This is a genomic window from Corynebacterium sp. 1103A (assembly GCF_055700955.1).
In genome coordinates this window covers 191,351-214,944 of sequence record NZ_JASTTF010000003.1, presented here as the reverse complement: position 1 = coordinate 214,944, position 23,594 = coordinate 191,351, and the positions used below count along the sequence as shown (strand labels likewise).

Sequence of the window (23,594 nt, the reverse complement as noted above, 5' to 3'; positions counted from 1 at the left end):
CAAACACCACACACACCAGTGTGTGGAACAAAACAAAAAACAAAACATCGTCACAATGTCGTGTTCGCGTCCACTATGCAGTATCTGACACAACACCCGTAAACCAGACACCACACGGTGTGTCCCGGATGTTTGTCGGTGGTCAATAGCGGCAGGGAAACGCCCGGACCCATTCCGAACCCGGAAGCTAAGCCTGCGTCGCGCCGATGGTACTGCAACCGGGAGGTTGTGGGAGAGTAGGTTACCGCCGACACCAAACAACAACACATAATTCAATAACCAAAGCACCCGGTAGAAACCACCACCATAGCTTTCTACCGGGTGCTTTCGCATGCCCAAATGCTGCAAACGCCCGCTGTTTGTCTAGTGCATGTGAAGGTCGAACGGGCTAGGTTTTCGTGGGTAGCCTGGTTACTTTATGGGATTCGTTCGTCGATGGGAGCGGCCTTGAAGTTGCGCTCGGTGCCGTCGATCGGGTCGGTGAAACTGAGCCGCGTGGCGGTCAGGTGCATGGGGACGCAGAAGTCCTCTGCTTCCTCCGGGAGGATGTCCGGGTAGATGGGATCGCCCAGGATTGGTGCGCCGGCGGCCCATAGATGCAGTCTGAGCTGGTGCGTTTTTCCGGTGGTGGGCGCTAGCGTATACCGCGCCAATGGTGGCTGTGGCCCATGGATGCCTTCGAGGACATGCCTGCTGGTGATGGGCTCGACCTTGACGACGTGGGTTTCGGTGTTGGGTTCGCCTTCTCCGGTTCGGCCCTGGATTTCGCCCGGGGTCTTCTCCAGTCGGTTGCGCCAGACGGTGCCTGCTTGGATTCCAACCTCGGGGGCGATGGCTTGGTAGACCTTGTGGACCTTCCGCTCGGCGAACATGGTCTGGTAGGCCCCGCGGATCTCGCGGCGTTTGGTGAATAGCAGGATTCCCGAGGTGAGCCGGTCCAGGCGGTGGGCGGGGGCGAGCTCGTCAATCCCGGTTGTCCGGCGCAGTTGTACGGTCGCGGTCTGCACGATGTGGCGGGCACGGGGCATCGTCGCCATGAACGGTGGCTTGTTGGCGACCAAGAGGTTGGCGTCTTCGTAGACTACGGGGATGTCGTATGGGACGGGTTCTTCCTCAGCCGGCATGCGGTAGAAGTAGACGTCCTGACCGGCGCGGAGGATGGAGTGTGGAGTAAGGACCGTGGCATCGCGGAGCACGACGGCGTGGTCGTTGAAGCGGCGCTGGAGCGCGGCGGCATCGTCAGCCGGGTGGCGGTGGCGCTGGTTGGTGATGACGTGGGCGAGGAAGTCCCATGCCGTGATGCCGCCATCCGTTACCCGCACGCGGGTGGGGTTTAGTCCATTTTGTACCCCTAACGGGCTGTATCCCTTCCGATAATGGGCTATCCTTTGTGACATGGACTTTGATGCACTCCTCGCGCCGGCACTGGAATTTTCCTCCAATGGTATCGGAGCCGTGATTCGCGACGTTTTGGTGGCCTTGTACGAACTGCTGTATCCGGCGAACTCGGATGCGGCGCACGTGACCAAGTAGTTCGGGGCTAGCTTTCCACGTAAGTTGTTATAACCGGCTATAATTGGTGGTGTAAGCCCCCCGGAGAAAGGACTAAAGATCATGGCTAAGGAAGACATTGTTGTCGTTGCAGTAGATGGTTCTGAGGCGTCCCTCAACGCCGTTCGGTGGGCAGCTAACACCGCCACCAAGCGCGGCCTCCCGCTGCGGATTGCCTCCAGCTACACCATGCCGCAGTTCCTCTACGCCGAGGGCATGGTTCCGCCGAAGGAGCTCTACGATGACCTCCAGAACGAGACCCTGGAGAAGATTGAACAAGCCCGCGCCATCGCGCACGAGTCCTTCCCCGACCTGAAGATCGGCCACACCGTGGCTGAGGGCTCCCCCATTGATATGCTGCTGGAGATGTCGCACGACGTCACTATGATCGTCATGGGCTCCCGCGGCATGGGCGGCCTGTCCGGCATGGTGATGGGGTCGGTCTCCGCCTCCGTGGTCTCCCACGCCGCTTGCCCGGTGGTTGTCGTGCGTGATGACAACGCGGTCAACGAGGCTAACAAGTACGGCCCGGTCGTCGTCGGTGTGGATGGCTCCGAGGTCTCCCAGAAGGCCACCGAGTACGCCTTCCAGGAAGCCAACGCCCGCTCCTCCGAGCTGGTCGCCGTGCACACCTGGATGGACATGCAGGTCCAGGCTTCCCTGGCCGGCCTGTCCGCCGCACAGGCCGAGTGGGCAGACGTGGAGAAGGAGCAGGGTGAGCTGCTGGCTGAGCGCCTGTCCTCCTTCCAGGAGAAATACCCGGACGTGCCGGTCAAGAAGGTCATCGCCCGCGACCGTCCGGTCCGCGCCCTGTCGGACAATTCCGAGGGCGCCCAGCTACTGGTAGTCGGCTCCCACGGCCGCGGCGGCTTCAAGGGGATGCTGCTCGGCTCGACCTCCCGTGCGCTGCTGCAGTCCGCGCCGTGCCCGATGATGGTCGTGCGCCCCGACTCCGAGTAGTCGGAGTAGTCTCCCTAGGGGAGAGCTATTAAGCCATAGTTGCCCGAAATTATGACGGGGCATCTGTGGCTTTTTGCTGTTCTAACGGACACAATGGTAAGTAGGCGGGCAGCAGTGTGGGCCCGCCCACGGTAAACTACGAAGTAAAGCGTTCTTTTGGAGGGAATATTATGGGACTGGGACTGGACTTTTTCATGTCCATCATCGTCGGTATCATTGCCGGCTGGCTGGCAGAAAAAATTATGAAGAAGGATCACGGGCTGATCACTAACCTGATCGTCGGTGTCATTGGTGGTCTGATTGGTGGCGGCATCCTGACGCTTATCAACCAGGGCAACCCGAGCAACATCTTCCTGCAGATTATTACGGCCACCGCCGGTGCCTGCATCCTGCTGTGGATCGTTGGCATGATCCGCGGGGGCAGCAAGAAGGAATAACCTAAATTCGCATACAAACCGGTTCGTCTATATTGTGTAGATGAACCGGTTTTGTTTGTGGAAAGGATAGCCGTGGCAGAAAAGAAATCGCGTCGGAACCGTCCGAGCCCGCGCAATCGACTTCTCGACTCCGCCACCCGCCTGTTTACTACGGAAGGTATTCGGGTCATCGGAATCGACCGCATCCTCCGAGAGGCGGACGTTGCCAAGGCATCCCTGTATTCCCTCTTCGGTTCCAAGGACGCGCTCGTCATCGCCTACCTGGAGAACCTCGACGAGCAGTACCGCGCCGAGTGGAACGAACGGACTGCTAACGCGAAGGACCCGCAGGAGAAGATCATGGCCTTCTTCGACATGGCCATCGAGCAGGAACCGGCCAAGGAATTCCGCGGTTCCCACTTCCTCAACGCCGCCGGCGAGTACCCGCGCCCGGAGACGGAGTCCGAGCACGGCATCGTCGCGGCCTGTCTGGAGCACCGCCGGTGGATGCATTCCACCATGACCGCCCTGCTCAATGAGAAGAACGGCTACCCCTCGGACGCGCAGGCCAGCCAGCTGCTCATCTTCCTCGACGGCGGGCTCGCCGGGGCCCGCCTCGAGCGCGACGTCACCCCGCTCAAGACCGCCCGCAACCTGGCCCAGGAGATGCTCTCGGCCCCGCCGGCGGACTACTCCATCTAAGCCTTTTCCGGCTAGGCCCCTTCCCGGGGGCCTTTTTCTTCGCCTTCTTCGGTGGCCTTGGCCTCTAGCGGTTCCGCGTTGCTGGCGGACGCTGCGCCGGCTGCCGATGCCCCCTGCTGCCCGCCGGCTTCCTCCCGCGCGGCGCGGCGCTCCGCCATGAGCTCGCGGCTGGCCTGCTGCTGCATCTTGCGTCGGGCCTGCTTCTTTTCCTTTTCTTCCTTCTTCTCGGCGCGGCTCAGCTTGTTCTTCCGGTTGGCGCGAAAGTCCTTCCAGCTCTGGCGGCGTAGCTCGTGGACCTCGTTGCCCAGCGGCATTCTACGTCGCAGGAAGATCTCGAAGACCAGAGTCTGGCACAGGGTAAACAGGTTCGTGCAGGCCCAGTACAAGATGATGGCCACCGGGATCGGGCCGGTCATGGCCAGGTGCCAGAGCATAAACGGAACGAACGGGATGATGATCACGACGAAGTAGAACATGCGCCGCGGCACCTTCTGGTCGAACTGCGTGGTCAAGAACGCGCGGTAGCCGGTGATCATCATGTTCACGGTGGTAAAGATGAGGGCGGCGATGAGCCACGGCATGATGACGTGGCGGACCTCTTCGCCGGTGATGCCGAGCTCCGCGGCCCAGTCGTGCGGCATCGAGACGAAGGCCGGCAGCGGGATGCCCATGAACGTCGTCTCGCGGAAGGCCTCGACCTCCGCGGCGCTGAGCAGGCCCACGGTGTCGCCCGTCGAGGGCCGCGCCATGCGCAGCACCACCTGGTACAGGCCCAGGAAGAAGGGCATCATGATAAGCGGCGGGATACAGCCGATCAGTGGCCGGTAGTTGAACTTCTTGTTCAGCTCCTCGGTCTCGACCTGGAGGGCTTTGTACTCCTCGATGGTCGTGGCTTTCTCGGTGCGGCGTTCGATGTCGCGCTTGGTCGGGCGCATGAGCGCGCCGGTGCGCCCCATCTTCACCGAGGACCAGGACAGCGGCGCGATCAGCCCGCGGATGGTGAGGACGAGCAGCACGATGGAGGCCAACCACGCGGTCTGGTCATCCAGGAAACTGTGGGTGATGAAGTGCCACAGCTTCATGATTCCGGACACGGGGTACATGAAGATAGTCAGCATGCGCGCAGGCCTTTCCGCAGTCTCTGGTGAATGAGGCAGATCTAGCCTACAGGCGCTACACTATTGCGCATGAATCACACGCGCCCCAGCTGGCAGCAGGTTATGGGAGAAATCTTTATGACCGTCGGGGTGCTGCTGCTGTTGTTCGCCTTTTACGAGGCGTATTGGACCAACCTGAAGTCCGCAGAGCTCCAGGACGAGGCCAACCAGAACCTGGAGCAGCGCTGGAACGAGCGCACCAACCCGCGCGGCAAGCTCCACCCGGAGCTGGGCGAGGCCTTTGCCCGGATGCACATCCCCAGCTTCGGCTCCGACTACCACTTCGCCATCCTGGAAGGCACCGACGAGGACGATCTGCTTAAGGGCCCGGGGCGCTACGTCGATAGCCAGATGCCGGGCGACAACGGCAACTTCGCCGTGGCCGGCCACCGCGTGGGCAAGGGCGCGCCCTTCAATGACCTGGGCAAGCTGGAAACCTGCGACGCCATCGTCATCGAAACACAGGGCGAGTGGGTGACCTACCGGGTGCTACCCATCGACGGGCAGCCGGCGGACTGTTTCACGCCGGAACAACAGGAAAAGATCTACGGCGGCCCTTATGCCGGGGCGCCCGGCCGCCACATCACGCTGCCCGGGGACATCGGCGTTATCGCGCCCATCCCCGGGATGGCCGCCGGCGGGCCGGAGCCCAGCGAGGCCCTGCTGACGCTGACCACCTGCCACCCGCAGTTCTCCAACGCGGAGCGAATGATCGTGCACGCGATGAAAGTAGACTCAAGCCCTACGCGCCCGGCCGCGATGGAGGAGGAATAGATACCATGTACCGAGCACTCTGGAACCTCTTGCCGGGCCCTACCCCCGTGAAGGTGCTGCTGGCTATCGCCATCGCCGTGGGCGTGTTCTTTCTCCTCATGGAGGTCGTCTTCCCAGCCATCTCCCCGTTGATGCCGTACAACGACGTCTCTGTTTAGGCCCGCCGAGCCGCCTAGAGCCCGAGGTTGGCAATCGACTCTCGGGCGATGGACTCGGCCTTGACGGTCTGCAGCTGGTTGGTCCAGACTGTCACCGCGTGATTGTCCTTCTGCACCGCGAAGACCGCCTGGTCGCCCAGGACCCCGCGGCCGCCGGACCAGCCGTCGAACTCGGCGAGCTCCGTGGCATCGACGGGCGCGGCCCAGTCCACGACGTCCATGGCGGCGTCGCGGTTGGGCATCTCGCGGACGATGACGGTCGCCTGCGGGTCCTCCGGGTAGGACCAGAACACGCAGGCAGGCGTGCTAAACCGGGGATCGATGGCCTGGTCGGTCAGGCGCTGGCCGTTGGTTTCCGCCAGCCACTGGCCGTCCAGGTAGGGGCACAGCCCGGGCTCGGCTGCCTCGGCCGTGGCGTCCACCGGCAGGCCGTCGCCGGGTTGCTTGGCCGCTGCGTCTTCCGGGGCGGTGTCGCCGGCGGTGGCGGCCTGCTCGGCGGCGGGCCGGGCGGGGTTGTCGCTCTCGGGCGCGTCGCTGGCCTCGCTGCAGGCCGCGAGGCCAAGCGCCACGGTGAGCACGGCGGGAAGTAGGCTTTTGGGCATGAGTACCAGTCTAGAGCACCCGTCTGCGGAGAATCTGAGCGATGCGGATGTCCTACGCAACGGCATCCACATCCTCACCGCCACTTTGCTGGTGATCGCCATCTTCGCCTCCGTGCGGATGCCGCTGGGGGACGCCGCCGCGAACCTTGTGCTGCTGTCTGCCTTCGCCGCCGTCTACTTCGCCGGCTCGATTTACATGCACCTCTGGCCGTTCACGGTCAAGCTCTTATGGCTGGCCGCGTTGACCGCCTTGTGGGTGCTGGACCTGACCATCGCCCCGGCGGGTATCTACCTGGTCTTTAGCCTGTTCTTCCTCTACCTGCGCGTGCTATCGATGTTCTGGGGCGTCATCATGGTGATAGTCGCCGGGGTGATCTCCGTGGTCGTGCAGATCCCGGACGGCCTGACCTTCGGCGGCGTGATGGGCCCGGGGGTCTCCGCGGTGGTCACCATCGCCATTTACTACGCCTTCGACACGCTCCACCGCATCAACCTGGAACGCGAGGAGCTCATCGCCGAACTCGTCGAAACCCGCGCGCAGCTGGCCCAGACGGAGCGCGAGGCCGGCATCAGCGCGGAACGCCAGCGCATCGCCCACGAAATCCACGACACGCTGGCCCAAGGGCTGTCCTCCATCCAGATGCTGCTGCACGCCGCGCAGCGCGACCTCGCTAGCGAGGACCCCGAGCGGGCCAGCCAGCGCATGGAGCTGGCGCGCTCGACCGCGGCGGAGAACCTCAAAGAGGCCCGTGCCATGATCGCCGCGCTGCAGCCGGCCGGCCTGTCGGAAACCTCCCTGGCGGGAGCTTTAGAGCGCATGGCCGAGGGCTACGCCGTCACCGGGGAGCTGGAGATGGAGGTCGAGACCGACGGCGAGCCCCGCCAGCTGCCGATGAAGGTCGAGGCCGCACTGCTACGCATCGCCCAGGGCGCGGCGGGCAACGTCGTTAAGCACGCGCACGCCACCAAGGCGCGCGTGACCGTGACCTACGAGGACGACGAAGTGCGCCTAGACGTGGTGGACAACGGGCGCGGCTTCGACCCGGAGGAGGTCCGCGACCGGCCGGCCGGGCTGGGGCATATCGGGCTTAGCGCCCTCCAGCGCCGCGCGGAGGAGCTCGGCGGGACGATCACGGTGGAATCCACGCCTGGGTGCGGCACGGCTGTATCTGTTAGCGTTCCCTTGGTAGGTTAAACTTTCGGAGGATACGTGTTTCCGCAAAAAGGAGAGGCTCCACGTGATTAGGGTTCTGCTAGCTGACGACCACGAAATCGTCCGATTAGGGCTGCGCGCCGTGCTCGAGGAAGCCGACGACATCGAGGTAGTCGGGGAGGTGGCCACGGCCGAGGCCGCGATCTCGGCGGCCCAGGCCGGCGGCATCGACGTGCTGCTGATGGACCTGCGCTTTGGCGCGGGCGTGGAAGGCACCCGGGTGATGGGCGGGGCGGAGGCCACCGCCGCCATCCGCTCCCACATGGAGCACCCGCCGAAGGTGCTGGTCGTGACTAATTACGACACGGACGCGGACATCCTGGGCGCTATTGAGGCCGGCGCCTTGGGCTACCTGCTCAAGGACGCCCCGCCGGCGGAGCTGCTCGCCGCGGTGCGTTCGGCCGCGGACGGGGACTCGGCCCTGTCGCCCATGGTCGCTGACCGCCTGATGACGCGCGTGCGCACGCCGCGCACCTCGCTGACCCCGCGCGAGCTGGAGGTGCTTAAGCTGGTGGCCGCCGGCGCCTCAAACCGCCAGATCGGCCAGGATCTTATGCTCTCGGAGGCTACCGTGAAGTCCCACCTCGTGCACATCTACGACAAACTGGGCGTGCGCTCGCGCACCTCGGCCGTCGCCGCCGCCCGCGAGCAGGGCGTGCTCTAGCCCGCCCCGCCCGCGCGGGCACAGACAGCCTGAAACTCCGGTCCTGCAGGTAAATGCTGGGATCCGAGGTTTTGCTCTGGGCTTAGTGAAGCCGCGTATTAGGCGGTGGTGAGGCGCTGCTGGATGTCGTAGGTGACGCCGTCGATGTCGGTGTTGATCGACGAGTGCGCGCGGCGGCGCTGATCGGCGGTCATGAACTCCGCGTTGTCGGTGGCCGCGTCGAGCTCGTCGAGGCGGTCGCGCACGTCGCGCTTGAAACCGGCCGGCAGATCGGTGCCCTCCAGGGAGTTGCGGATGCCCTGGGTGCGGGCCTTGAGGGAGGCGCCGTGGCCGGCGAACGAGGCGAGCTGGTCGCGGGAGACGCCTGCCTTCTTGGCCTGACGCTTCTCGTTGTTTTCGCGCAGCGCCACCAGGCCGCGGTAGGCCAGCGGCAGCAGCAGCGGGACGGCCACGCGGGCGGCGCCGGCGTAGCGCTTGACGTTGTCGGAGTTAAAGCGGCCGGCCTTGAGCTTCTCCAGCTCCTGCTTGGCCATCTTCTGTTCGTGCTTGCGACGCTTCTTCAGGCCCTTTTCTTCCGACTTCAGCAAGTTCTTTTCCTGCTTGGCCAGCAGCTTCTGCTGGCGGCGCTCCGCCTTGGAGGCCTCCTTGACCTCAGCCCGGGCGCGGGCCTTGGCGGCCTTGGCTTCTGCCTTGGCTTGGGCGCGGAGCTTACGAACTTTCTTGAGCAGGCTCATGACTTTAGTCCTCACTGTGTTTGAAGGTCGTTGTCTTGGGAACTATTTGTTTGCAGTGTAGTGCTGCATTCAACATTACCTGTCCTAGTCTATTAAGCTCGGGCGGGTGAGCGATTGGTTGACGGCGTCGGATCTGGTGGGGTGCCAGTACCGGCGGGTTCAGGCCCGGCGCTTCCCCGAAATCCCCGCCCCCGACTCCGCCGCCGCGCGGGCCGACAGGCTGCGCGCCGCCCGCGAGGCCGTCGCCGAACAGCTGCCCCAGCAGGGCAAAAAGGTCCGCCGTAAGGACTTAGGGCCCCTGCCGGCTGACGATGCCTCCCAGCGCGCCGCCGCGACCCAGCGCGCCCTTAGTGGCGCACACACCCACATCACCGGCGGCGTGCTCATCGCCGAGGGGATAGCCGTCAACGTGGACCTCTTGTGGCGCACCCCGGACGGGGTCGTCCCAGTGCTGGTCTCCAACCACCGTGTGGCGCGGAAAAAGCCCGGCAAGACGCTGCCGGGCGTGCCCACCCATCGGCTCGGGCTCAGCCGCCCCCTGCCGCTGCCGTACCAGGCGCGCCACCACGTGGCCGACGGCTACCGGTTGGCCATCGCGGAGCGGGCACTCGGCGAGCAGTACGCGGGCCGGGCCGGGATCATCGGCCAGGACCGCCAGCTGACCTTTTTCACCGAAACGCAGCGCTACCAGGCCGCGCTGGATACCGCCCTGGCCCGCCCGTTGCCGCAGGCGCCGCGCCGGGTCAAGGAATGCGCCAGCTGCCGGTTCTGGCCCATCTGCGAGCCGGAGCTGGCAGCCGTCGACGACATCAGCCTGTTCTTGCCCGGAGACAAGGCCGACCCGTACCGCGAGCAGGGCATCGACAGCGTCCAAGCGCTTATCGATGCCGACTACTACCCGGCCTCCCAGCTGGCCGCCGCGTGGCGGGAGGGGATAACGCTGCTGGCCCGCGACGCACCCGCCATCCCCCGCGCCGACGTGGAGGTCGACGTGGACATGGAGGCTTACCTGGACCAAGGCGCCTACCTCTGGGGTGCGTGGTATGCCGGCGAATACCACCCCTTCGTGACCTGGGAGCCGCTAGGCGGGAGGGCCGAGGCCCACAACTTCTCCGCGTTCTGGGACTGGCTGATGGGCATCCGGGCTCGCGCCCACGCGGCGGGCCAGACCTTCGCAGCCTATTGCTACTCCGCGCACGGCGAAAACCACTGGATGCGCATGTCTGCCAAGCGCTTCGGGCAGCCCGCTTTAGCTGAGGTGGAAAGCTTCCTGAGCTCCCCCGAGTGGGTCGATGTCTTCGCCCACGTCAAGGCCCATTTCCTCGGCCCTTCCGGGCTAGGGCTCAAAGTCGTGGCCCCGCACGCGGGCTTTGCCTGGCGGCAGGGCGATTTTGCCGGCGAGGAATCCGTGACCGCGCGCCGGGAGGCTTTGTGCGGGGATACCGCCGTGCGCGAGGCGTTGCTGACGTATAACGAGGACGATGTGCGGGCTACCCGCGCGGTCCGCGACTGGATGAGCGCGGGCGCGCCGGGGGTTAGATCCCTCCAAAAACCGCCAGCAGCAGCGCCAGGGTCACCAGACCGGCGGTGATCTGCCCCCACTGGGATTCGGTCTCCGGCGCTGGGCCCTCCGCCTGCTTCATCAGCACGGCCTTCTGCGCCTTGACCGCGCGGATCATGAACACGGGAAAGGCGGCCAGCGGGATGATGCACAGGACCGAAGAAAAGACCGCTAGCCAAGACTTTTCCGTAATCAGCCAGACGATGAGGCCGCCGTTAATCAGCGTGGAGCGGAACAGGCCGCCGCGGTTCATTTCCTTCAGGCCGGCGCGTACGGCCGAGGGCCCGCCACCCATCGTCGTGGGCATGATGTAGCTGAGCACGCCGATGAGCAGTTGGCCGGCGAAGCCGATGAGCAGCGGCAGCGTCGGCAGCGGCTCTGGGTTGCCGCTGATAAAGACCTGGACGGCCAGGTAGACGATGGTTAACGCCAGCCACGTCACCGCCGCCAGCACGGAGACCGCCGGGTAGCTGACTCGGTCGCGCGGCTCGGCTAGCACGGCACCGACGTTGCGCAGCCACTGCTGGAGGCTGGCCAGCCAACCCGCGGCGTAGACCACCAGGCCCGCACCGGTCATCCACGCGAGGCTACTGAGCGCGCCCGCGATGGTCACAGCGGTGCCCGCCGCGAGGAGAGCAAGCGTCGGGTTCATCCGCGTGGTGATGCCCTTGGTCCGCCACATGGTGGGGAAAAGCACCGTCAGGCTGGCCGCGGCGGCCAGGCCGATGAAACCGCCGATGTTGGCCACCACGTGCGCGGTCAGCAACCGCCCGTACCAGGGCTCGGACAGACCCATGGACAAGATGGCGCCGAAGAAGGCGCCGACGGGTAGGCACAGCGCCGAGCCGACATAGCCCAGGATGATGGGGCGAAAGCGCTTGGCGCTGTCGACCCCTCGCCACTGCTGGGTCAGGCTGGCGCCGTGCCAGATCAGCATGGCGCCGACGATGAGCGCGCCTAGCTGCGTGAGGATAAAGTGCAGATCCCAGATGTCGTCGAGGGCCTGGCCGATGATGGCCAGAACCACGCCCGTGTTGAGGATGTAGATCCGCCGCAGCTGGTTCGGACGGGCGGACTCGGGCAGCCGGGCCTGGACGAATTTCTCGGTCAGGTACTGCGACCAGACGACGATGTTGTTGGTCACCACGCCCAGCGTGAACAGGTGGATGAGCACCCAGCGGTAATTGGGGATGAGGGTGTGCACCGCCCCGGCCAGGATGAAGACCATCATCCACAGCGTGATTGGCTTGCTAGCGCGGCGGTGCCAGCTCTTCCCCGACCACTTCTTGTTGGGTATTTTCTCCATAATTTCCCTAGTTTATCCCACCGCGCGCCGCTTCAGAGTTGCGGCGATGGCGATAAGGATCACGGAAACCAGCACGTAGAAGCCTACGAAGGTAGCCCAGCTGCACGACCCAAACAGCGTTCCCGCGAAAGCGCCCAGCACCGAGGAACCGAAGTAGTAGCAGAACACGTACATGCTGGAGGCCTCCGCCCGGTCGTGGTTAGCCACGGCGCCGACCCAGCCGCTCGCCGTGGAGTGCGCGGCGAAAAAACCCACGGTCAGCAGCAGCATGCCGGCAATCGTTGCCACCATGGGTCCGAGCGTGAGTGCGATGCCGACGCCGAAGAGCACGCACGCGCCCAGCAGGGTGGTCCCCCGGCCGTGCTTGGCCGCTAGCTTGCCGGCCTGGGCAGACGACCAGGTGCCGAAGAGGTAAAGCAGGAAGACGAAGCTGACCAGCGCCTGCGGCAGCCCGAAGGTCTCGATGAGTCGGAAAGAAATGAAGTTGTAGGCGGAGACAAAAGAGCCCATCGCCAGCAGGGCGACCAGAATCAGCAGGCCCAGCTCCTTAGTGCGCCAGTGCTCGAGCATGGCGGCGAATTCGCGCCGGGGGTTGAGCGTTTTGGCCGTGAAGTTGTGCTGCTTGGGCAGTAGGAATGCCGCCGCGACGGCGAAGAGGAAGGACACCAGCGCGGAACCGGCCAGCGCCCAGCGCCACGAGGTCAGCTCCAACAGGCCGGAGGGGATAAGACGTCCCATCAGGCCGCCGATAGAGGTGCCAGCGATATACAGACCCATCGCCCGCGGCAGCGCGCGGGCGTCAAGCTCCTCTGAGAGCCAGGCCATCGCCACCGCGGGCGCGCCGGCCACGAGGGCGCCTTGGACGGCGCGCAGCCCGATGAGCAGCGCGGGGCTGGACGCCCACGGCACCGCGAAGCCCACCAGCGTGGCCGCCAGGCAGGAGACTAGGAGGATCCGCCCGCGGCCGAAGCGCTCGGAGAGGATGGAGGCGGGCACCACGCAGACCGCCAGCGCGCCCGTTGCCGCGGAGACCGTCAGCGCGGCCGACGTGGAGCTCAAGCCCACCTCGCTGACCAGCTCCGGCAGGATGGCCTGGGTGGAATACAGGCAGGAAAAGACTGCCAGCCCGACGCAGAGCATGGCGATGGTGGCGCGGGTATTTCGGGGCATGGCTCTCGGCATATTCTCAGCATGCCCGCGCGAGGTCCATGTGTAAAATGTGGGAAATGGCGGGATTTTATACACTTTCTGCATGAACGTGGATGACCTGCGCGGCTTCATCACCACCGCGGAGACTGGCGCCGTCGGGGAGGCCGCCGATCTGCTGGGAATTAGCCAACCCACCCTCAGCCGGCGCATCCAACGGGTGGAAAGGGCCATTGGCGCGAGCCTCTTCGACCGGGCCGGCCACCGCGTGGTGCTCAACAGCCGCGGCGCCGGCTTCCTGCCCCACGCGCGCACAGCCCTGGCGGAGCTTTCCCGTGGGGCTACGGAAGTCGCCCGCCTGATGGACCCCGACCGGGGCACGGTGCGCCTGGATTTCATGCACTCGCTGGGCACCTGGATGGTCCCCGACCTTCTGCGCACCTACCGCGCGCGCTACCCGCACGTCGAATTCCAGCTGCACCAGGGGGCCGCCCAAGAGCTGGTCGACCGCGTCCTAGCCGATGAGGCCGACCTGGCGCTCGTGGGCCCGTGCCCGGTGGATTCGGCCCCGCACTCGCTGTGCTGGGCGCTTTTGGAACGCCAGCGCTTGGGCATCGCCGTGCCCGCCGAGCATTGGGCGGGTAACGCTGATACCGTCACGATGGCGCAGTTCGACGGCGAGCCCTTCATTGGCATGCTGCCGGGATACGGGACCCGCATGCTGCTGGACGATCTTGCCGCCGCGGCCGGCGTCACTCCGCGCTTCGTCTTCGAGTCGATGGAGCTGACGACCGTTGCTGGACTCGTCGAAGCCGGCCTGGGCAGCGCCCTATTGCCGCTGGAAGACCCGTACCTGCAAGCCCGCAATGTCATCCCCCTGGACCCGCCGGCCTACCGCGAGCTCGGCCTGGTGTGGCGCCCCGGCGACGACGCCCCGGCCGTCGCCCAGTTTCGCGACTTCGTCTGCCAGGCTGACGGGCGCCCGGATGCTAGCGGAGGCTAACAGGGGGCTAATCCGGGATGAAAAGGTCCTCGATCGTGCAGTCGAAGAAGGCTGCCAGCTGGAACGCTAACGGCAGCGACGGATCGTAGCGACCTTTTTCCAGGCTGATGACCGTCTGGCGGGATACGCCTAAGGCGTCGGCCAGTTTTTGTTGGGACAGGTTGTGTGTAGCGCGGTACTCGCGTAGCCGGTTGGTCATAGCGCTTAGGACTCGCGCCGCTTGTGGAGCAGGTACGAACCCCAGAAAACGACCGCTAGGAACGTGCCTAGACTGATGGTTAACCAGTGGGCGGGGACCTGGAAGTCCCAGAATACCGAGACCACTCCGAGCGCGCCTACTGCCCACAAGCAGACGTGGAAAGTGCTTTGGGCTGCCTGGTCGTACCAGCGAGACTCGATTGATTCCTCGGGCTGGGCCGGCGCCCCCGCGATGGTTGAGCGGTCTACCAACACAGCCCACCAGGCGACGAACCCCACCGGGAACAGGCACGCGGCGTATATCACGACGGCCAACCCGGCGGATATTCCCGTGTGATCCGTCAGTGCGGTCAGAACCGCGCCAACTATGACCGCGGTCATCGCACCTGCCGCAGCGGAGGTCAACATCAGCTTGCGCTGGCTGCCGCCGGAACGCATCCGGCCGAGGCGTGTTTTCGTTTCCATGGTTGACCCCTTTCCTGGCCTGAGTGACATCGCCGGCTTGCTTCGGCTTCTGGCCTTGCTCTAGCCGCTTTTTGGTCAAGTGTGCTTTACGTTTATGAGTATATGTTAAGCGTGCTTTACCGTCAAGGGGGCTTTCCTATGTCGATCCATCGGACTTTGCGCCTGAAGGTGAACGGTGTCCTGGGGATACGCGCAGACCCAGTGGTAGAATCCGATTTTCCGCACTTCCCGCGGGATCGAAAAAGAGCCGAGCCCCGCGCGGGGCTCGGCCCTTTTAGCTAGGAACGCTGGAAGGCGCTGAGTTGCTTTTCTTACTTCTCAGCGGCAGCCAGGCGCTCGGCAACGTCGTCCCAGTTGACGACGTTCCAGAAGGCCTTGACGTAGTCGGCCTTCACGTTCTTGTACTGCAGGTAGTATGCGTGCTCCCACATATCCAGCATCAGCAGCGGGGTGAAGTTAACGGAAACGTTGCCCTGCTGGTCGGTCAGCTGCTCGATGATGAGCTTGCCGGCGATGTGGTCGTAACCGAGTACGGCCCAGCCGGAGCCCTGCAGGCTGGTGGCAGCGCCAGCGAAGTGAGCCTGGAACTTCTCGAAGGAACCGAAGTCGCGCTCGATGGCCTGAGCCAGCTCGCCGGTCGGCTGGCCGCCGCCGTTCGGGGACATGTTCTTCCAGAAGATGGAGTGGTTAGTGTGGCCACCCAGGTTGAAAGCCAGGTTCTTGGACAGGGCGCGGATGCGGTCAGCGTTAGCCTCGCCGTTGCGCTCGGCTTCGAGAGCCTCGAGTGCAGCGTTAGCACCCTGCACGTAGGTGTTGTGGTGCTTATCGTGGTGCAGCTGCATAATCTCCGCGGAGATGTGCGGCTCTAGGGCGTCGTAGTCGTACGGCAGGTCGGGAAGTTCGTAAACAGCCATGATTATTATCCTTTCGTTGGGTACGGGCCCCATAATAGGCTGGTTTGTAGATTTCGCAACGAAATTCTTGCAAAAATCTATAAACCCGCAGTACAACTTCAAAATTGTTCGTTGAGATTGTCCCGAAATTAATCCGGAAAGGAACTAAACCATGTCGTGGTTGTTTGGACCGGCGCCGAAGATTGTTGACGCCCAAGAAACCCTGCCGGGTCGCGTAGAGCCGGTGCTTCCCGAGCCACAACCGCATGCCGTCCTCGGTACGCCGATTACCGGCCCGTGGAAGGAGGGGCAGCGCTCCCTCCTGCTGGGCATCGGCTGCTTCTGGGGCGTAGAGAAGATGTACTGGGAAACCGGCGGGGTGGAGTCTACCTCTGTCGGTTACGCCGGCGGTAATACCCCGAACCCGACCTACTACGAGGTCTGCCGCGGCCTGACCAACCATGCCGAGGTCGTCGAGGTCACCTACGACCCGCAGCGGGTCAGTCTGGAAGACTTGGTGGTCAAGGCCTTGGAGGCACACGACCCGACGCAGGGCTACCGCCAGGGCAACGACGTCGGCACCCAGTACCGCTCGGCGTTCTACCCGCGCACGCAGGAGGACAAGGGGGTCATCGAGAAGCTGGTCGAGCGTTACGCGGACAAGCTGGCCGACCACGGCTTCGGGGAGACCACCACCGAGGTAAAGCTGCTTGGCGATACCCCGTCCGGTCAGTACTACCTGGCCGAGGACGAGCACCAGCAGTACCTGGCCAAGAACCCGAACGGCTACTGCCCGCACCACAGCACCGGTGTGAAGTGCGGCTAGTGCGGTGTTGCTTAGGCGTCGCGGCGGATGAATTCCTCCATCCGGCGCGCACGGCTAGGCGTTAGTGCCACGCGGGACTGCGAGCCCAGCACGCTGTCCCAATACCAGAACATCTCCGAGAAATAGTTGTGCCCGTGCCCGCCCGGTACGTTGAGTGAGTTGATCTGGTCGAGGCCGATCTGCCAGAAGGTGATAAACGGCGCCCAGAACATCTCCTGGAAGGTGTCGGCATACGCCGTTTCTGGCTGCGGCTCGTGGATCCACCCCGGCCGCCGGAAGGCCAGCGCTTTGTCCCACCACACGATGGCATCGGAAGCGTGCTGGGCGATGAGCACGCGCGGCCGCTGCCAGGTCTGTGGGTAGCTGTGGCCGAAGGCGTCGTGGCGGGTGTGCGGGGTGGCGGCGGCGAAGCGGATATGCTTGCCGCCGTCGATGACCGGCACGCGTTCCAGGGAGCCGGGGTCGCGATGGAGCTCGGAGGTAAACCGAGTCATGCGCGGCGGGCCGGAAAAAACCGCGCCCTCGCAGGCGGCGAGCAGATCCTCTACGGACTCGAAGTTGTCCAGGATGGCGTAGGCCCCCAGGGACTCGCCGGCGAAGTAGAGCCGCGGGCGGTCGCCCTCCGGCAGGTCTTCCAGGCGATGCTTGACCGCCGTGATGAGCTCCCAGGCGGCTCGCACGGGTCCGTCCGGAGCCACGACGTAGGAAAACACGCTAGCCAGCACGTCGTACTGGAGCGTGACCGTGGCGCAGTTACCGCGGGTGAGGAACTCATAAGAGCAGGTAGACCAGTTGTTGAGCCAGCCGGAGCCGGCGGGCATCTGGATGACAATCGTGTTGCGCCAGAACGCGCCGGTGCGCTCCATCTCCGCGATGACCTGGCGGGCGGCGTTGCGGATGGAACGGCCCGGCACCAGCCCGGCGTAGATGCGGATCGGCTCGTGGGCGCGCTGGCAGTCCATGGCCGCCTTGATGTCGTCCACGCGGGGCCCGCTGGACAGGAAGGAGCGCCCCTGCAGGCCGACGGCCGTCCACGGCTCATAAGACCATGGCGAGCCGGAGCGCTCCGGCTCCCAGGGCATGGTGGAGCCGGGAAAGACCGTCCGGTTGAGCTCCTGGGCGCGGGCGGTCACGGTGCGGATCCAGGTCCTAAACAGCACGCGGTTGGACAAGACGAAGACCACCGCCGCTAGGCTGGCCGCACCCAGCGGCCAGGCCACCAGCGCCGGCAGCCAGCGCCGCAGCCCCTTGGACAGCTGGTCGACGGAGACCTGCACCGCCTCGCCCAGAAGCAGCAGGCTGCCGTAGCCCAGGGTGCCCACGACGGTGCCGGCCAGGGCCTGGACCGGGCCGCGGTCGTTGTTCTTGTCCACCAGAGCCGCCTGCTTGCGCTGGTTGCGCACCGATAGCGCGGTCATGCCCATAGTCACCGCCGCCAGCCCCAACGCGATCCGGTGCCGGTACTGGTAGGTCAGCCGGTCCTGCGGGCGCTTGCCGATGGAGCGCAGGAATTCCTTCGCTACATAAGCCGCGGTCGCGCCTGCCCAGTGGCCGGCTGCCTGCCCGATGGCCACGTTCGCGGCGGTCACCCACCACGGCCGCGGCAGAAGCGAGGGCGAGATGGCCGCCCACGTGGCCAACTCCGCTCCCAGGATCCCGCCGGCCATGTTCTGCGGCAGCCGGCGCCGCCCGGTCATGCGCACCCCCGGCGTGAGATCGCTCAAGACCTCGAGCGAGAAGATGCCCGCGTGCAGGGCACCGCTGGCAAAGCGGTAGCCCATGCGCCGGAGGAAGCGTTTCATGCCTGCCATCATTGCAGAACCTCGGCCCCTCTGCAGGACAGCCGGAACGGGGTTAGAGTGTGAAAGGTCGGCTCCCAAAACCTAACCGGGCGGCAGAAGAAAAGAGGAGGCGTACGCGCGTGGACATCGTGGCTCACCGCGGGTATTCCGGCAAATACCCGGAAAACTCCGAAGCGTCCTTCGCGGCGGCGCTGCGGTTGGATATCTGGGGCATCGAATGCGACGTGCGCCTGACCCAGGACGGCTACGTGGTGGTTATCCACGACGCGAAGCTGGACCGGACCGCGGACCGCACCGGCGTGATTTCCCGCATGAAGTGGGCGGAGGTCGCCCGCGCGGATATCGGCGGCGGGCAGCGGCCGCTGCTTCTCGACGAGCTGCTTGAGTTGGTCCGCGCCACCGACCGGCACCTCTACATCGAGACTAAGCACCCCGGCACCCCGGGCGACGTGCTGGAAGAGCAGGTCGTGCTGCGCCTGCGGTACGCGGGCATGCTGGATGATCCGCGCATCCACGTCATTTCTTTCTCCCGCCGGGCCATCGGCCGCGTGCGGCAGCTGGCGCCGCAGGTGGACCGCATCTACCTGCGCCGCGACTGGGAGCGCCACGTCAACCGGCGGGACATGCTGCTGCCGGATGCGACGGGCCTGGGCATGTCGCTCATGCGCGCCAAGCTGCAGCCCTCGGCCATCGGGGCACACGGGCTGCCGACCTACCTGTGGACCGTGGACCGCCAGGCCGATATCAAGTGGGCGTGGGCCAACGGCGTGGACGTGCTGGCCACGAACCAACCGGAAGTCGCCCTCCACGCCATTAAGTACTAAACGCCAGGTATCTTAGGGGGCATGGCTAAAAAGAAGAAGAAAAACGAAGATCTGCCGGAGGGCATGTCCCGCCGGCAGGCCAAGCTCGCCGCCCGCGCGGCCGAGCGCGCTGCCCTAGAGAAGGACCCGCGCCCCTTCGGCGGGCTGCAGGCGGAGGCCACCCTGGTGGCCATGCAGGAGTTCGTCCCTGCGGCGTACGCGAAGCTGCCGGTCAAGGGCATCGACCGCGACGTCTACCTGGCCACGGTGCTGCCCGGCGCATCGGCGGCCCTCATCCGTGACGACGAGTACGGCGGGGCCGCCTTCGTGGCCCTGCAGGTCCAGTCGCACACCCACAACCCGGGCCGCGACCTAGCCTTCGCCCTGAACTGGGTGAAAAACCACGGCGCGGGCGAGACCCTCGAGTCCACGGCCGCGGACGGCACGGAGCCGCAGCTGAGCGAGCTTATCGATGCCTCCGCGGACGTAGACGTCGAGGTTTTCCAGAACTTTTCCTGGTGGATCCCCGAGGGCGCGCCCAGCAACCCGGCTATCCAGCAGTCCCTGCAGGCCGCCAACCAGTCCGTGGTGGCAACCCACCCGGTCGGCGCCGATATTAGCGGCACCGCCTTCTGGTCCGCCGGCGGGGACAAGTCCTATATCCGCTGGGTTCGCCCCACCGATGACGAGTCCGCCTTCCTCAACGCCATCGCCCGCGTGGCCGCCCGCGAGGAGATGAACCTCGGCGAGGGCACCAAGTTCGCCGGTGTCTTCCGCACCCACGGCGTCATCGCCCCGGTCTTCGACCTGCCGGCCGATGCCGACCCGGCCTCCTTCGAGTCCGAACTCCAGCGCGTCGACGCCGCCCTGGAATCCGAAATCGCTAACGATGCGCAGCTGAGCGCCGACGAGCGCAAGCAGCTGCAGAACCTGAAGTCCCGCCAGGTCACCCTGCGCTAAGCCCGGGGCTTAATCCCCGGGCCGCCCCGCGCGGTAGTCCTGGGCTATGCGGGCCAGGCTCGCGGCGCTGACCAGCCCGGGGTGGTCCACGTCCAGGTCGTGGACCTGCAGCGTGCCGACGTAACCGTCCCACAGGTGCGGATCGCGGTAGGTTTCCTCCGCCGCGGCGCGGTAAAAAACGGTCGGGGTTGCGGCCGCGCCGGTGGTGTGCGCGCGCATGATCTGGGCGTTGTGACCGATCAGCCGCACGACCTGGGTCACCGTCTCCGTGGAGAGCCCGCTAAACGGCCCCGGGGTGCCGTGCAGGGCTGCCGCGGCGCCTTGCTGGTCGAGCTCGCCGTCCGGCGGGTTCTGGCCGGCCATGATGTAGACGCCGCGCAGGCGCTCCTGCGCGGTGGGTGCGGGCAGCGACTTCCAGTGCTCTGCCGGGTAGGCGTCGAGCAAGACCAGCTGGCGCACTGGCGCGTGCCGGGCGGCTTCCTGGGCGATAACGCCGCCTACGGACCAGCCCATAAAGTCGAATTCCTGGGCGTCCGGGAACGCCTGCGCCAGATCGGCGAGGGCCTGGCGCGCGGCGTCGGCCACCGATGCCGCCAGCTCGTCGCCGTGGAAGCCCGGCGACTGCACCGCCACGACGGGCACGTCGCCCGGCAAGGACGCGATGAGGCCGGTATACGCCCAGCCCAGGCCGCCGGCCGGGTGGAAGCAGACCAGGGGGCGGCCCGTGCCCGGGCGCAGGACCAGCAGCCGATCGAAGGGGGAGTGGCTGGCCTGCCGGTGGGCCAGCTGTTCGAGGGTGGGGGAGGCGAAGACGTCCGCCACCTGGAGGCCGTCCACGCTGGCGGCCAGCTCCGCCGCGGCCAGGGAGTTCAACCCCAGCTCGAACAGGTTCCGGTCGGCCGCGGGCAGTTCGTCCAGCCTCAGCAGGCGCTGCACCTGGCGCGCGAGCGCTACCTCCGCCTCCGTGTCCGGCGCCCGGCCGGGCGCGGCCGCAATCTCCGGCGCGGGCAGCGCGCCGCGATCCAGCTTGCCGTTCGCGGTCACCGGAAACTCGTCTAGCTCCACGAAGGCGCTGGGCACCATGTAGGCCGGCAGGCGCCCGGCCAGGTGCTCTTTGAGCTCGGCGGCGCTGGGGTTAGTGCCGGGGCGGGCGAGGACGTAGGCCACCAGCGCGGTGGCCCCGGCGACCTCGCGGGCATCCACCGCGGCCTCGGCGATCGCGGGGTGGTCCAGGAGCGCGGCCTCGATCTCGCCGGGCTCGAGGCGCTGCCCGCGCAGCTTGAGCTGCCGGTCGGCGCGTCCGCGGTAGACAAGCTCCGTGCCGCACCACTCGGCCAGGTCCCCGGAGTCGTAGATGCGCGCGCCATTGCGGAAGGGATCCGGCCGGAAGGACTGCGCGGTCTTCTCCGGCAAGCCCAGGTAGCCCTCGCCCAGCTGCACTCCTCCCAGGAAGAGCCGGCCGATGCCGCCTTCCGGCAGGCGCCGCCCGTGCTTGTCGAGCACGTAGCAGTAGGTGCCCGCCACCGGCGCGCCGATGGGAATCTCGGTCTCGTCCCCGGTCACGGCGTGTTCGGTCACGTCCACCGCGGCCTCGGTCGGCCCGTAGTAGTTGTGGACGCGGACGCCCAGAACGTCCTGGGCGCGCCGGGCCAGGTCCGCCGGCAGGGCCTCGCCGGAGGTGACCACCGCCCGCAGGCGGGGAAGCTCGCGCCCGGCCACGCGCAGGAAGGTGGCCAGCGCCGCGGGCACGAAGTGGCAGACCGTCGTGCCGGTAGCCTCCAGCTCGCGGGCGAGCTGCTGCGGATCGTGGTGCGCATTGGGGGAGGCCACGGCCAGGTTCACCGGGTAGGCGAAGGGGATGAGAAATTCCCAGACGGACACGTCGAAGGAGGCCGGGGTCTTTTGCAGGATGGTGTCGTCTTCCGTCAGCCCCAGGTCGGCGACCTGCCAGGCCAGCCGGTTGGCAATCGCCGCCTGGCCGACCACCACGCCCTTCGGCGTGCCCGTGGACCCGGAGGTAAAGAGCACGTAGGCCGGGTCGTGCGCGCCCGGGGCCGCGGGCAGCTCGAGGGCCTGCGGGGCGCGGTGGGCGTCGAGTGCCGCCGGGTCGACGGCGAGCACCGGGCGGGCGGTATCCACCATGGCTTCCCGGCGCTGCGCCGGCAGATCGCCCACCAGCGGCAGAAACGCCGCGCCGAGCAGGTTAATAGCGGCCAGGGTGGCCGGCAGCGCCGGGTGGCGGGTGGCCTCCACCGCCACGATCGCGCCGGGCCCCACCGTGACGGACTTCTCTCGGGCCAGCTGCAGAATCCGGCCGGCGATGCCGTCTACCTGCTCCCACACCTTACGGCGCGCGGCCGTGCCCGCGGCCTCGGCGTCTCGCCTATCCCGCAGCACCTGGGCGATAGTCCGCTGCTCCGCGACGGGGCGGGGCGGGGACAGCGGAGAGTCGGTGAGGATAAAGGAGTCCAGCGGCTCGTCCGGGGCCGCGGCGGCCTGCTCGGCCAGCAGCACCAGGGCGTCGAGCCGGGCGCGAAGGCGGCGGGCCACGCTCGCGTCCCCGTGCGCGAAGCCGGTTAGGGTGAAGCCCCCGCCCGGGGCGGCGGTGAAGATGATCTCGGCGTCCGGGATGGGCCCGACCGCCAGCGTGTCGAGTAAGCCGTCGCAGTCGCCGAAGCGGAATTGCCCGCGGAAGGGCTTGAAGTTCAGGGTCGCGCCGTTGAGCTTGTCCTGCGGGTCGCGCCGCCCAGTCAGCTCCCGCAGGTCCTCCGGGCGGACGCTGGCGTGGTGGCGGACCTCCTCCAGCTCGGCGCGCACCAGCGCGGCCTGCTCGTGCAGGCTAGCGCCCGGGGCTACCGGCACGGTCAGTGGCAAGACCGTGACCTGCGGGGCCGCGACCAGCGGCGCCTTGCCCAGCGGCCGGTTCATCACGGGCAGCCCGAGGACCACCTCGTCCAGCCCGGACATCGCCGCGGTGAGGTGGGCCAGCAGGGCCCCGACGGCGACCAGCCCCGGGCGGACCGGCAGCTCGGGGAGTCTCACCTGGTAGCGCTGGGTCGCGCCCACCTGCGCGGCGGCCGCCGGCATCCACGCGCCGGACTCGGCGGGTAGCGGGCGGCCGGCCCAGAAGTCGAGGTCCTCCCCGCTGGCTGCAGCATCGGCGGCCAGGGCCGCGCGCTGGGAAGACAGCGGGCAGTCTGGGGCCTGCTCGCCGGCCGGGGTGGAATAGCACCGTGCCACCCAGTCGATGAACTGGTGGAACAACAGCCCGTCGCCCAGCAGGTGGTGGAAGCGGGCGAACCAGCCGACGTTGCCGTCCGCGTCCACCAGGAGGGTGTGGGCGCTCAGCTCGTCCTGGGTGATGATCCCCGGGGTGCGCATGGCGGGGACGGCGACTTCGCAGTCGGCGGCATCGATGGCCGCGACCTCGCGCACGCTGACCTGTGGGGCGCGCCCCGTGGGGCGGAACTGCGGGCTGCCGTCGGGCGCGGAATAAAACTCGCCGCAGAAGACGTCCACCTGCCGCAGGCAGTCCGTGAGGGTGGAGTGGAGGCGGTCCACGTCGACGCCGGCGGCGATGTGGACGAGCTCGGCGCACTGGCACACGGCCGAGCCCGGGGCGGTCAGCTGGGCGAACCAGAGGGAGCGCTGGCTGCGGGTCAGCGGCAGGCAAGCAGAATCAGGGGTGTCCATAAGAAGT

At 66.5% G+C, this 23,594-nt stretch carries 24 protein-coding genes and 1 rRNA gene; 14 read left to right on the top strand and 11 right to left on the bottom strand.

Annotation, left to right across the window (positions count from 1 at the left end; genetic code table 11):
- Positions 1-134 precede the first annotated feature (134 nt).
- Positions 135-253: ribosomal RNA gene (rrf, locus tag QQS52_RS04145) — 5S ribosomal RNA — on the top strand.
- Positions 254-416: 163 nt separating this feature from the next.
- Here the strand turns inward: rrf and QQS52_RS04140 are convergent.
- Positions 417-1,460 (bottom strand): pseudouridine synthase, encoded by a 1,044-nt coding sequence (locus QQS52_RS04140; RefSeq protein ID WP_472772705.1) that lies wholly within the window; start codon positions 1,458-1,460, stop codon positions 417-419.
- Between QQS52_RS04140 and QQS52_RS04135 the strand changes: the two genes are divergently transcribed.
- From QQS52_RS04135 to QQS52_RS04120, 4 genes are all read left to right on the top strand, one after another.
- Positions 1,396-1,533 (top strand): hypothetical protein, encoded by a 138-nt coding sequence (locus tag QQS52_RS04135; RefSeq protein ID WP_448233772.1) that lies wholly within the window; start codon positions 1,396-1,398, stop codon positions 1,531-1,533. The two genes, QQS52_RS04140 and QQS52_RS04135, sit on opposite strands and share 65 nt — an antisense overlap.
- An 81-nt stretch (positions 1,534-1,614) precedes the next feature.
- The gene (locus QQS52_RS04130; RefSeq protein ID WP_472772702.1) at positions 1,615-2,511 is read left to right on the top strand and encodes a universal stress protein; all 897 of its coding nucleotides are present in this window, start codon (positions 1,615-1,617) and stop codon (positions 2,509-2,511) included.
- Between the two features lie 170 nt (positions 2,512-2,681).
- A complete protein-coding gene (locus QQS52_RS04125) occupies positions 2,682-2,948 on the top strand; it encodes a GlsB/YeaQ/YmgE family stress response membrane protein (protein WP_472772701.1) in 267 nt (88 codons plus the stop codon).
- A 72-nt stretch (positions 2,949-3,020) separates the two neighbouring features.
- Positions 3,021-3,629 carry a TetR/AcrR family transcriptional regulator gene (locus QQS52_RS04120; protein WP_472772700.1) on the top strand — a complete coding sequence of 203 codons (609 nt, stop codon included), beginning with the start codon at positions 3,021-3,023 and terminating at the stop codon, positions 3,627-3,629.
- An 11-nt stretch (positions 3,630-3,640) separates the two neighbouring features.
- Here QQS52_RS04120 and yidC read toward each other — a convergent pair whose 3' ends face one another.
- On the bottom strand, positions 3,641-4,747 hold the full coding sequence (gene yidC / locus QQS52_RS04115) for a membrane protein insertase YidC (RefSeq protein WP_472772699.1): 1,107 nt from the start codon (positions 4,745-4,747) through the stop codon (positions 3,641-3,643).
- Positions 4,748-4,816: 69 nt separating this feature from the next.
- Between yidC and QQS52_RS04110 the strand changes: the two genes are divergently transcribed.
- Together QQS52_RS04110 and QQS52_RS04105 are read left to right on the top strand one after the other, a co-directional pair.
- Positions 4,817-5,560 (top strand): class E sortase, encoded by a 744-nt coding sequence (locus QQS52_RS04110; RefSeq protein WP_472772698.1) that lies wholly within the window; start codon positions 4,817-4,819, stop codon positions 5,558-5,560.
- Between the two features lie 5 nt (positions 5,561-5,565).
- Positions 5,566-5,718 (top strand): hypothetical protein, encoded by a 153-nt coding sequence (locus tag QQS52_RS04105; protein WP_168166959.1) that lies wholly within the window; start codon positions 5,566-5,568, stop codon positions 5,716-5,718.
- Positions 5,719-5,732: 14 nt separating this feature from the next.
- Here QQS52_RS04105 and QQS52_RS04100 read toward each other — a convergent pair whose 3' ends face one another.
- Positions 5,733-6,320: a DUF2020 domain-containing protein gene (locus QQS52_RS04100; protein ID WP_472772697.1), complete on the bottom strand. Its 588-nt coding sequence runs from the start codon at positions 6,318-6,320 to the stop codon at positions 5,733-5,735.
- Here QQS52_RS04100 and QQS52_RS04095 point away from each other — a divergent pair.
- Together QQS52_RS04095 and QQS52_RS04090 are read left to right on the top strand one after the other, a co-directional pair.
- Positions 6,319-7,515, top strand: a complete 1,197-nt coding sequence (locus tag QQS52_RS04095; RefSeq protein WP_472772696.1) for a sensor histidine kinase — start codon at positions 6,319-6,321, stop codon at positions 7,513-7,515. The two genes, QQS52_RS04100 and QQS52_RS04095, sit on opposite strands and share 2 nt — an antisense overlap.
- A gap of 43 nt (positions 7,516-7,558) precedes the next feature.
- Positions 7,559-8,197, top strand: coding sequence for a LuxR C-terminal-related transcriptional regulator (locus tag QQS52_RS04090; RefSeq protein ID WP_070769145.1), 639 nt, complete (start codon positions 7,559-7,561; stop codon positions 8,195-8,197).
- Between the two features lie 98 nt (positions 8,198-8,295).
- Here QQS52_RS04090 and QQS52_RS04085 read toward each other — a convergent pair whose 3' ends face one another.
- Positions 8,296-8,931, bottom strand: a complete 636-nt coding sequence (locus QQS52_RS04085) for a DUF6474 family protein (protein WP_070769144.1) — start codon at positions 8,929-8,931, stop codon at positions 8,296-8,298.
- Positions 8,932-9,037: 106 nt separating this feature from the next.
- Here QQS52_RS04085 and QQS52_RS04080 point away from each other — a divergent pair, with 106 nt between their 5' ends.
- On the top strand, positions 9,038-10,522 hold the full coding sequence (locus QQS52_RS04080; protein WP_472772695.1) for a TM0106 family RecB-like putative nuclease: 1,485 nt from the start codon (positions 9,038-9,040) through the stop codon (positions 10,520-10,522).
- On the opposite strand, the gene QQS52_RS04075 is transcribed toward QQS52_RS04080, so the two are convergent.
- Entirely contained in the window at positions 10,467-11,798 is a 1,332-nt protein-coding gene (locus QQS52_RS04075; RefSeq protein WP_472772694.1) for a copper oxidase, read from the bottom strand. The genes QQS52_RS04080 and QQS52_RS04075 overlap by 56 nt on opposite strands.
- 12 nt (positions 11,799-11,810) lie before the next feature.
- Entirely contained in the window at positions 11,811-12,968 is a 1,158-nt protein-coding gene (locus QQS52_RS04070; RefSeq protein WP_472772693.1) for an MFS transporter, read from the bottom strand.
- Positions 12,969-13,050: 82 nt separating this feature from the next.
- Here QQS52_RS04070 and QQS52_RS04065 point away from each other — a divergent pair, with 82 nt between their 5' ends.
- Positions 13,051-13,947, top strand: coding sequence for a LysR family transcriptional regulator (locus tag QQS52_RS04065; RefSeq protein WP_472772692.1), 897 nt, complete (start codon positions 13,051-13,053; stop codon positions 13,945-13,947).
- Positions 13,948-13,954: 7 nt separating this feature from the next.
- On the opposite strand, the gene QQS52_RS04060 is transcribed toward QQS52_RS04065, so the two are convergent.
- The 3 genes from QQS52_RS04060 to QQS52_RS04050 form a co-directional block, all read right to left on the bottom strand.
- Positions 13,955-14,146 (bottom strand): helix-turn-helix transcriptional regulator, encoded by a 192-nt coding sequence (locus QQS52_RS04060; protein ID WP_472772691.1) that lies wholly within the window; start codon positions 14,144-14,146, stop codon positions 13,955-13,957.
- Between the two features lie 5 nt (positions 14,147-14,151).
- On the bottom strand, positions 14,152-14,610 hold the full coding sequence (locus tag QQS52_RS04055) for a hypothetical protein (protein ID WP_472772690.1): 459 nt from the start codon (positions 14,608-14,610) through the stop codon (positions 14,152-14,154).
- 311 nt (positions 14,611-14,921) lie between these two features.
- Complete coding sequence (locus tag QQS52_RS04050) at positions 14,922-15,524, bottom strand: superoxide dismutase (RefSeq protein ID WP_296205998.1); 603 nt, start codon at positions 15,522-15,524, stop codon at positions 14,922-14,924.
- Between the two features lie 151 nt (positions 15,525-15,675).
- Between QQS52_RS04050 and msrA the strand changes: the two genes are divergently transcribed.
- The gene (gene msrA / locus QQS52_RS04045) at positions 15,676-16,329 is read left to right on the top strand and encodes a peptide-methionine (S)-S-oxide reductase MsrA (protein ID WP_472772689.1); all 654 of its coding nucleotides are present in this window, start codon (positions 15,676-15,678) and stop codon (positions 16,327-16,329) included.
- Positions 16,330-16,340: 11 nt separating this feature from the next.
- On the opposite strand, the gene QQS52_RS04040 is transcribed toward msrA, so the two are convergent.
- A complete protein-coding gene (locus QQS52_RS04040; RefSeq protein ID WP_472772688.1) occupies positions 16,341-18,131 on the bottom strand; it encodes an alpha/beta-hydrolase family protein in 1,791 nt (596 codons plus the stop codon).
- Between the two features lie 119 nt (positions 18,132-18,250).
- Here QQS52_RS04040 and QQS52_RS04035 point away from each other — a divergent pair, with 119 nt between their 5' ends.
- On the top strand, positions 18,251-18,955 hold the full coding sequence (locus tag QQS52_RS04035; RefSeq protein WP_472772687.1) for a glycerophosphodiester phosphodiesterase family protein: 705 nt from the start codon (positions 18,251-18,253) through the stop codon (positions 18,953-18,955).
- A gap of 21 nt (positions 18,956-18,976) precedes the next feature.
- Positions 18,977-19,894: a DUF5926 family protein gene (locus QQS52_RS04030; protein WP_472772686.1), complete on the top strand. Its 918-nt coding sequence runs from the start codon at positions 18,977-18,979 to the stop codon at positions 19,892-19,894.
- Positions 19,895-19,903: 9 nt separating this feature from the next.
- Here QQS52_RS04030 and QQS52_RS04025 read toward each other — a convergent pair whose 3' ends face one another.
- Positions 19,904-23,587, bottom strand: coding sequence for an alpha/beta fold hydrolase (locus QQS52_RS04025; protein WP_472772685.1), 3,684 nt, complete (start codon positions 23,585-23,587; stop codon positions 19,904-19,906).
- Between the last annotated feature and the right edge of the window lie 7 nt (positions 23,588-23,594).

Coding starts and splice junctions, on each gene's coding strand:
- QQS52_RS04135 (WP_448233772.1), top strand. CDS start 1,396: ATGGACTTTGATGCACTCCTCGCGCCGGCACTGGAATTTTCCTCCAAT.
- QQS52_RS04130 (WP_472772702.1), top strand. CDS start 1,615: ATGGCTAAGGAAGACATTGTTGTCGTTGCAGTAGATGGTTCTGAGGCG.
- QQS52_RS04125 (WP_472772701.1), top strand. CDS start 2,682: ATGGGACTGGGACTGGACTTTTTCATGTCCATCATCGTCGGTATCATT.
- yidC (WP_472772699.1), bottom strand. CDS start 4,747: ATGCTGACTATCTTCATGTACCCCGTGTCCGGAATCATGAAGCTGTGG.
- QQS52_RS04110 (WP_472772698.1), top strand. CDS start 4,817: ATGAATCACACGCGCCCCAGCTGGCAGCAGGTTATGGGAGAAATCTTT.
- QQS52_RS04105 (WP_168166959.1), top strand. CDS start 5,566: ATGTACCGAGCACTCTGGAACCTCTTGCCGGGCCCTACCCCCGTGAAG.
- QQS52_RS04095 (WP_472772696.1), top strand. CDS start 6,319: ATGAGTACCAGTCTAGAGCACCCGTCTGCGGAGAATCTGAGCGATGCG.
- QQS52_RS04100 (WP_472772697.1), bottom strand. CDS start 6,320: ATGCCCAAAAGCCTACTTCCCGCCGTGCTCACCGTGGCGCTTGGCCTC.
- QQS52_RS04085 (WP_070769144.1), bottom strand. CDS start 8,931: ATGAGCCTGCTCAAGAAAGTTCGTAAGCTCCGCGCCCAAGCCAAGGCA.
- QQS52_RS04075 (WP_472772694.1), bottom strand. CDS start 11,798: ATGGAGAAAATACCCAACAAGAAGTGGTCGGGGAAGAGCTGGCACCGC.
- QQS52_RS04070 (WP_472772693.1), bottom strand. CDS start 12,968: ATGCCCCGAAATACCCGCGCCACCATCGCCATGCTCTGCGTCGGGCTG.
- QQS52_RS04065 (WP_472772692.1), top strand. CDS start 13,051: ATGAACGTGGATGACCTGCGCGGCTTCATCACCACCGCGGAGACTGGC.
- QQS52_RS04060 (WP_472772691.1), bottom strand. CDS start 14,146: ATGACCAACCGGCTACGCGAGTACCGCGCTACACACAACCTGTCCCAA.
- QQS52_RS04055 (WP_472772690.1), bottom strand. CDS start 14,610: ATGGAAACGAAAACACGCCTCGGCCGGATGCGTTCCGGCGGCAGCCAG.
- QQS52_RS04050 (WP_296205998.1), bottom strand. CDS start 15,524: ATGGCTGTTTACGAACTTCCCGACCTGCCGTACGACTACGACGCCCTA.
- msrA (WP_472772689.1), top strand. CDS start 15,676: ATGTCGTGGTTGTTTGGACCGGCGCCGAAGATTGTTGACGCCCAAGAA.
- QQS52_RS04040 (WP_472772688.1), bottom strand. CDS start 18,131: ATGAAACGCTTCCTCCGGCGCATGGGCTACCGCTTTGCCAGCGGTGCC.
- QQS52_RS04030 (WP_472772686.1), top strand. CDS start 18,977: ATGGCTAAAAAGAAGAAGAAAAACGAAGATCTGCCGGAGGGCATGTCC.
- QQS52_RS04025 (WP_472772685.1), bottom strand. CDS start 23,587: ATGGACACCCCTGATTCTGCTTGCCTGCCGCTGACCCGCAGCCAGCGC.